Here is a 7,348-nt window from a genome sequence, read left to right on the forward strand (position 1 = left end):
GCCGGGACAGAACCGGCCTGCTTTGTCACAATGGGCCATGGCGGACACCCGGCAGCGTCGCTTGATCGAGGCGCTTGAAGAGAACTGGCAGGCCGAGATGACCGGCTTCTACACCTACAACGCATTGGCCGAACGCGACGCCGATCCGCGGCGACGCAGTGCCCTACGGGGGCTAGCCCGGGCAGAGAAGCACCACGCCGACATGTGGGCTGGACGAATGACGGAACTTGGCGCAAGAGTTCCGGAGTACCGCGGCACTCCCACCGGTGAGGCAGACACGTTGAGCGCACGCATCGGCGGCGACGCGCTGTCCCTGCGCCGGCTGGAGCTCGAAGAGAGCCGCGACATCGCCAAGTACGGCAAGCAGTTGCGTGATCTTGGAGATGAGCCGAGCATCGCCATCCTGGAAGAGGTGGTGGCCGACGAGCAGGAGCACTACCACGTGCTCGGCAGCCTGATCCGCGGGGTGCGCCCGCATCCGCAACTCAGCCCGGAGGAGGCGCAGCGTGCGCTCGAGGAGCTGATCTCCGTCCGCGACCGCGGCCAGCCGCGCGCCGCTAGCTGGATCGGCGACGCCATCTACGGCGTGAACGACGGACTGGGATCGATCTTCGGCATTGTGTCTGGTGTCTCCGGCGCAACGCTGGGCAACAGTCGGTTTGTGCTGATCGCTGGACTGGCCGGCATGATCGCGAGCGCGCTCTCGATGGGGTCGGGCGCGTACCTTGCAGCTAAGAGCCAGCGCGAAATCTACGAAGCGGAGTATGCCCGCGAGAAAGAGGCCGTCGCGCTGAACGAGGCCGAGGCGCGCGAGCTGCTCTCGCTGACTTACCAGGTGCGAGGGCTGAGTTCGGAAGACGCCGACCGCTTTGTCGAGCACATGGCGCGCGACAAGAAGCGGCTCGTGGACGCACTGGCGCGCGAGCGGCTGGACACCACGGAAGAAGGCCTCAGCAAGCCGTGGACCTCCGCCATCTCGGGCGCGCTCTCGACTGCCGTAGGTGCCTTTGTTCCGGTCATCCCGTTCTTCTTCACCACCGGAGTGAAAGCGGTCGTCATTGCTGCCATCGTCTCGTTGGTGGCTCACTTTGCGGTAGGTGCGGCCAAGTCGCTGATCACCATTCGTTCCTGGTGGAGCAGCGGCCTGGAGATGACTTTTGTCGGCGCGATCGAGGGCGCCGTCACCTACGCCATCGGGGTCGGGCTGGGCAGGCTGGGAGCCTGAAAGGGAGCAGATCTGGCCAGCAAATCGGATCTGCCACAGTGACCTGTACAAAGCAGCTCAGGAAGCGGCTGTGCACAGTCTGGGAACGCACCCACTAGGTTAGTACCTAGTAGCTAGCGATGTTACCGATGACCTAGTTTCAGCACATCGTCATCTCCCCACTGGTGAGCTATATGGAACTCTTCCCTAGGAGTCAAAGACCGCCCGTTTGCGCTGCGACTGGGTCTTCCAGCGCGCTGCTGGATGCTCCCTCCTCCACCGACCAGCAGACCGGCCTCGATCGCCTGCCTCCGCTCCTGGCGCCCTCGCCGCGTCGCATTCTCCTGGTGGACCGGGACGGGGACACGCGCCGGCTCGCCCGCTGCTTCCTCGAGTCGGAAGGCCACCTCGTCTTCAGTTGCGGCGACCCGGTCCGGGCCGTCCGCACATTCTGCTATCGCGAGCGCATTGACCTGCTGCTGGCCGACCTGGACATGCCCTACCTGTCGGGCATCCAGCTGGCCCGCGAAGCAGTCGCGGTGCGACCGCTCGTTCCGGTTGTGATCACTTCGGCGGAGGAGCCGGCGCCTGCCATTCGGGGTTACATTGCCCAGCGTGGCTGGCAGTACCTGCCCAAACCGTATGACATTCCACTGCTGCTGGAGATCGTGCGCGAGCTGGTCGAGCGACCGGCGAAGCGGACGTCGCGGCAGGTCGCAACGCTGCGCGGCCCTGCTTCACTGCGGCCGTTCGAGGTTGCGTAATGGACAGCCATTCAGGACCAGTACCGCGCCGCAGTATACGGATTCTGTCCGTCGGCGAAGACCAGTTTCTGCTGAGCTCGCGCGAGTTGCTGCTCAGCTCGGCCGGTTACCAGGTGATTACGGTGGATGGCGATGGCCTCATCGATGAACTACATGCTCGCGAGTGCGACATCGCCCTCCTTTGCCACACACTCCGCGCGGCCCGTGCGGCGCGGCTCACCGCCGTGCTGCGGGAACTGAATCCGCACATTGAAGTGCTGCGGGTGAGCCGATTCCATGGCGATCAACTGCCCGGCCTGCATCACGCTCCGGCCGAGCCGGGCTCTCTGCTCCTCACCATTGAGCAACTGCTCGGCGCCCCCGATGAGACATCGGGCAGGCCCTCCGTAGAAGCCGTCCGATTGCCCAGTCTGCGTCGCGAGCGGCGCAGCGCGTTTCGCTTCCACTCCGGCGATCTTCGCAAGACGTTTGGATTCTCCAAGCGCTGATCGAGCCTTAGGCAGCGCGAACGATCCCGTATTTGGCCTCCGCCCACACCTGCACCGTCAGTGGCAGTGTCGCCACGATTTCCTGCCAGGTCAGCAGCACGAGTCGGCTGCGCAGTTCGCTCGATCGAACTCCCCTGAGTACCGAGTACCAGCTCTCGATCAGGTCCGGCCGGCGCGCATCGCAGGTGAGCGCGTAACGGCGTCCGGGAACAGCATGCGCGGACAGCACCCCGCGCAGTAGCTGTCCGTGAAGCAGCCGCGTTCTGCCAGAGTCGGTGGCATCGAGCGCATCCAGATCGAACGCGGCGGACGCACTATCCTGACCTGCCGTCGTCGCTCCCAGATACCGCATCAGCCGGCTGCGCGGAATGGTCTGAAAGTCCGCCTCGGTTAGCTTGGCCTCGAGCAGCAGCTCGCCACCCGCATGCGCGATGCGCAGGTCCACCTCCGTGCGCTCAACGTGCGCGGTGTCCCAGGGAACGCGCGGCTTGTAGCCAAAATCGAACTGCTCCACCGCATCGATGCCCATCAGCCGGCGCAGCGAACTCTGAGCGCCCGAGAGGGCCTGCGGATGGCAGAACAGGCTCATCAACAGGGCATCCGAGCTGGTCGCCGCGTCCAGTTCGCGGCGGCCGACATCGTGGCTCACCAGGAAGCGCCGCGCCGTCGTGTGAGTCTTGTCGAGCCGCTTGCGCCACTCCGGGTCTGCCTGGATCCGGCGATACGAAGCAGGGAAGAAGTTGCCGTGGCCGCCGGCTGGATCGGCCTCGAAGAGCACGGCGCGGCTCTGCCCCGTGGAGCAGACGAACGGAACGCCGTTGGTCGCTGCCCAGGCGCTGGCACGCGCCGTGAGCTCCTGTCGCAGCAACGCGGCATACGGGCGGGGGCGAGCGATGGCCGGGCGAACCGGCCCCGGCGTATTCGGCTCGTCTGGATCATCGTCCGGCCATTCATCGCGGGTCCGGATGTAGCGGAGCATGTCATCGAGCCTAACGCCCTCTGCGCAAGCTTGTTCCACAGCCCGCGCAGAGGGCGTGAAACGCTGCTCGCGTTCAGGCCGCCGCGTCATCCCCCGTCGGGCGTTGCGCACCCGCGGCGATCTTGTCCGCGATCGGCTGCGGCACGTAGTCGTAGTGATCCATCTCCATGTGGAAGCTGCCGCGGCCGTGCGTCATCGACGTGAGGGTCGTGCCATAGCTCAACATCTCCGCCAGCGGCACCAGCGCGCTGATGACCGTGCTGCTGCCACTGCTCTCCATGCCCTGCACGCGGCCTCGCCGGCCATTCAGATCGCCAATCAGCGGGCCGGTACACTCTTCCGGCGCGTCGATCTCGACACGCATGATTGGCTCCAGCAGCGCTGGCCTGGCCTGCTCCAGGCACGCGCGCAACGCAAGCCTGCCTGCGATCTTGAAGGCCATCTCGCTCGAGTCGACATCGTGGTAGCTGCCGTCGATGACGGTGGCGCGGAAGTCTACCAGCGGATAGCCGGCCAGGTGACCGCGTGTCGCGGCCTCCTGTACGCCTTTCTCGACCGCGGGCACGAACTGCCGCGGGATGGCTCCGCCGAAGATGTCATCCACAAAAGCGAAGCCGCTGCCCCGCGGCAATGGCTCGATGCAGACCTTGCAGTCGGCGAATTGTCCGTGGCCGCCGGTCTGCTTCTTGTGCCGTCCGTGGCCCGTCGCTTTCTCGCGGATCGTCTCACGATACGGAACCTTCGGCGACTTGAGCGTCACCTCGGTGTGGAAGCGGCGTCGCAGTCTCGAGACTACCGTCTCGATATGCAGCTGCCCGGAGCCGGCGATAAGGAATTCATTGGTCTGCGGATCGCGATAGAAGCGCAGCAGCAGGTCTTCTTCCATGAGCTTGTGCAGCGCGGGCGCGAGCTTGTCCTCGTCGGCACGCGTGCGTGGCTCGATTGCATATGTCATCGCCGGCTCGGGCATGCCGAGCGAGGCGATCAGAAAATCGTGTCCCTTCGCGCCCAGGGTGTCGCCCGTCTGGGTGACGCGCAGCTTGGTGACCGCGCCGATATCGCCCGCGTGCAGTTCGGTGGTCTCGATCAGGCGACGACCCTGCACCAGGTAGAGGTGAGTCAGTCGCTCGCACTCGCCACGCGTGTAGTTCTCAAGGCTCATCTCGTTGTGCAGACATCCGCGGATCACGCGAAAGAGCGACACGCGACCGGCAAAGGGATCGATCATTGTCTTCGCGACATAGATCGCTGCCGCGCCCTCGTCCTCGACGGAGTGCGCACGGTCGGAGTACGCACCGTTCTGGCTGCTATCGGCCGCGAGCGTCCGATAGGGCGCGCGTTCAAGCGGTGACGGCGCGTACAGCTTCACGAAGTCCAGCAGGTGATCGGTGCCGACATTGCGCAGTCCACTGACGTAGAGCACCGGGAAGATGCGGTCATCGCGAATGGCTTCATGCAGTGCCGCAACAAGGTGTTCTTCCGGGATCGTGCCCACCGCGAAGAACTCCTCCATCAGCTCGTCCTTGCCCTCGGCGACGAGTTCGACCAGCGCCTCGTGCGCAGCCTTGGCATCGCTCTCTAACCGCCGCGGGATCGCGCCGCGCGTGCCCCGGCCACTGCCGTCCGGCGTGTAGAGGAAGGCCTGCATTGTGACCAGATCCACCACACCGTGAAAGCCCTGCTCGTCGATGATCGGGAGCTGCACCGGAATCACCTGTCGTCCCCAGCGATCGCGCAGGCTCTCGAGCATGTCCATGCGCCCGCTCCGCGAGTCGGCCTTGGGATGGTCGAGCTGCGTGATCACGACGACGCGCGGCAAGGCCAAGGCCTCGGCCTCGCGCCAGACGCGTTCGGTGATGGACTCCACGCCGGCCTGGGCATTCACCACGATGAGCGCTGTGTCGGCGGTGAGCATGGCGCTGCGAACCTCGTGCGCAAAGAGGTGAAAGCCGGGCGTATCCAGCAGGTTGACCTTGATGCCGTCCCAGGCGAGGAAGGCGGGGATGTTGGTCATGGTCATGCCGCGGGCAGACTCTTCGTCATCGGCGGCCAGCGTCAGTGCGGATCCGTTCGCGGGCGTGGACGCTGTCTTCTGCAGTGCCGAGCAGAGGCAGGATTTGCCTGCGTGTGCGTGACCCGCCAGAGCAACGTTGCGGAGATCGCGTGTTGCGTAGTGGTGCATCTGGATCGTCCCCCTTCGTCCCGGCGGAGGCCCGGATCGGGTGCGCACCCGAGGCGGCGGCATCGCGCCGCGGCAGACAGCTTTGCCGGAGGGCTCGCCGTAGAGGCCGACATTCTAGACCCATGAGCGACGTGCAGTCGCGCCCGGCAGAGGAGAGCCGGAGTCATCAGCAAAAAAGAACGGCCGCTCCGAAGAGCGGCCGGGAACCACATCACAGCACCACTTACCAGCGGTACACCGTGAACTTGTGGAAGTAAGCATTGACCGATCCGCCGCCGCCGTAGGCGCCGTCGATCTGGATGTTTGTAAGTAGGGCTCCGTGTGCCCAGCCAAGCCACATCCCACCCGAACCGCCGGCATTCGAGAACCAGCTCTGGTTGCCGTCCAGGGTCACCCAGTCGTGCGTCACGTAGCCGTTGCCATCGCGGTGGAAGCCGATCTGCACGTGATGCCAGGTGTTGGCCTGCCAGCTCCGCGGGTTGCAGTAGATGTTCGAGCGCGACCAGTGGGGCGCGTTGTTCGAGGTGTAGGTGTACTCCCAGGTGTTCGAGATGCTCGAGCACTGGGTACCGTAGATCACCGTCTGACCATTGCCCATCACCTGGTTCATGTCGAGTTCCAGGTTCTGAATCTGGTCCGGGTTCGCGACGTAGATGTACGTGTCGATGGCGAAGTGGGTCGAGTTCGGATCGTTCGCGAACGACAGGTGCCAGCGCTCGCCGCCGTAGTTCCCGTAGCTCATGTAGAACTGGCGCGAGGTGTCGTACCAGGAGATGGTCTGGGGGAAGGCAGTGGAACCGCTGGACCAGCCGGGCGTTCCGCCGTCATGCTCCCACTGCCAGTTCGAGGCCGTGTCGAGATCGGATGACGCTGTGGCGTAGGAGGGCACATTCGAGACCGACGTGGACGTTGGGGCAGGGGTGCTGCTGGAAGCGGTGCCGACGTTGAACCAGGTATCGACCACGGGGCAGATGCCGGCGCTGGTCCACGACTTCCAGTGGATGGTGTGGCTGCCGTTCGACATCCACTGGTTTGCCAGGTCGACGTCGTAGGCAGTGACGCCCATGGTGGTCGAGCCACCATCGACAGAGAAGCCAAACGCGGTCGGCGCGAGTCCATTGCAGCCCACATTGTGAGCGCGAACCCAGACCTGGGAGCCACTGGTGGAGCCGGCAACCGGACTGGCAACCGTGATATCAGAGGCGAGCGCGGACGGCACCAAAATGAGGCCGGAGACTGCAGTAAGAAGCGAAGCGAAAAGGCGGCGGCGTGGTGCGCGGCGAAGCTGAGAGGCGATCCTGGCGAACATCAAGTCTCCTGAGGTTGTGGCCGTGTGGCAGTTTCCGTTTTCCGTTTGGCCAGGCAATGAACGCTCCCGTGGCTCGCCGTACAGGCACACGGGTAGCGAGGCCAGCTCGCAGGCTGGCTGAGTTGCGGAAGGGTGAGAGGGGACCGTGACCCGGTCCGATCGGGGCTGTTGACTCCCCTGGTTCACTCTTCTGCTATGCCCCGAGGTGTGACCCCCGTAGGCGGTTGGTTTGATTGCTTGAACGGATCATACAAGACACAACGTGCTTGTAAAGCTCAATTTTTCAAGAGTTTGCGGTAGTAATCAGGTGAGAACTTTGTGCACGGACCGAGTAACATCCTGCTCCGCTGCGAGAAAGAAATTACGCGGCATCTCACGTCAGCAGGCAACCCGCCAGCAGATTCCCGAGGTGAAATCCCCCC

The 7,348-nt window shown here is 64.5% G+C and carries 6 protein-coding genes; 3 read left to right on the top strand and 3 right to left on the bottom strand.

What is annotated here, in order from left to right:
• The first annotated feature begins 37 nt into the window (after window positions 1-37).
• The 3 genes from AC5IJH_RS13140 (at window position 38) to AC5IJH_RS13150 (ending at window position 2,456) form a co-directional block, all read left to right on the top strand.
• Entirely contained in the window at window positions 38-1,225 is a 1,188-nt protein-coding gene (locus tag AC5IJH_RS13140) for a VIT1/CCC1 transporter family protein (RefSeq protein WP_491903284.1), read from the top strand.
• Between the two features lie 173 nt (window positions 1,226-1,398).
• Entirely contained in the window at window positions 1,399-1,968 is a 570-nt protein-coding gene (locus AC5IJH_RS13145) for a response regulator (protein ID WP_491903285.1), read from the top strand.
• Entirely contained in the window at window positions 1,968-2,456 is a 489-nt protein-coding gene (locus AC5IJH_RS13150) for a hypothetical protein (RefSeq protein ID WP_491903286.1), read from the top strand. Before AC5IJH_RS13145 ends, AC5IJH_RS13150 begins: the two co-directional genes overlap by 1 nt.
• Before the next feature lie 7 nt (window positions 2,457-2,463).
• On the opposite strand, the gene AC5IJH_RS13155 is transcribed toward AC5IJH_RS13150, so the two are convergent.
• The 3 genes from AC5IJH_RS13155 to AC5IJH_RS13165 form a co-directional block, all read right to left on the bottom strand.
• The gene (locus AC5IJH_RS13155) at window positions 2,464-3,435 is read right to left on the bottom strand and encodes a PGN_0703 family putative restriction endonuclease (RefSeq protein ID WP_491903287.1); all 972 of its coding nucleotides are present in this window, start codon (window positions 3,433-3,435) and stop codon (window positions 2,464-2,466) included.
• A gap of 73 nt (window positions 3,436-3,508) precedes the next feature.
• A complete protein-coding gene (locus AC5IJH_RS13160; protein WP_491903288.1) occupies window positions 3,509-5,617 on the bottom strand; it encodes an elongation factor G in 2,109 nt (702 codons plus the stop codon).
• 223 nt (window positions 5,618-5,840) lie between these two features.
• A complete protein-coding gene (locus AC5IJH_RS13165) occupies window positions 5,841-6,926 on the bottom strand; it encodes a hypothetical protein (RefSeq protein ID WP_491903289.1) in 1,086 nt (361 codons plus the stop codon).
• Window positions 6,927-7,348 lie beyond the last annotated feature (422 nt).

Source organism: Candidatus Dedyshia acidiphila, from assembly GCF_051025295.1.
Taxonomy (GTDB): domain Bacteria; phylum Acidobacteriota; class Terriglobia; order Terriglobales; family Acidobacteriaceae; genus KBS-83.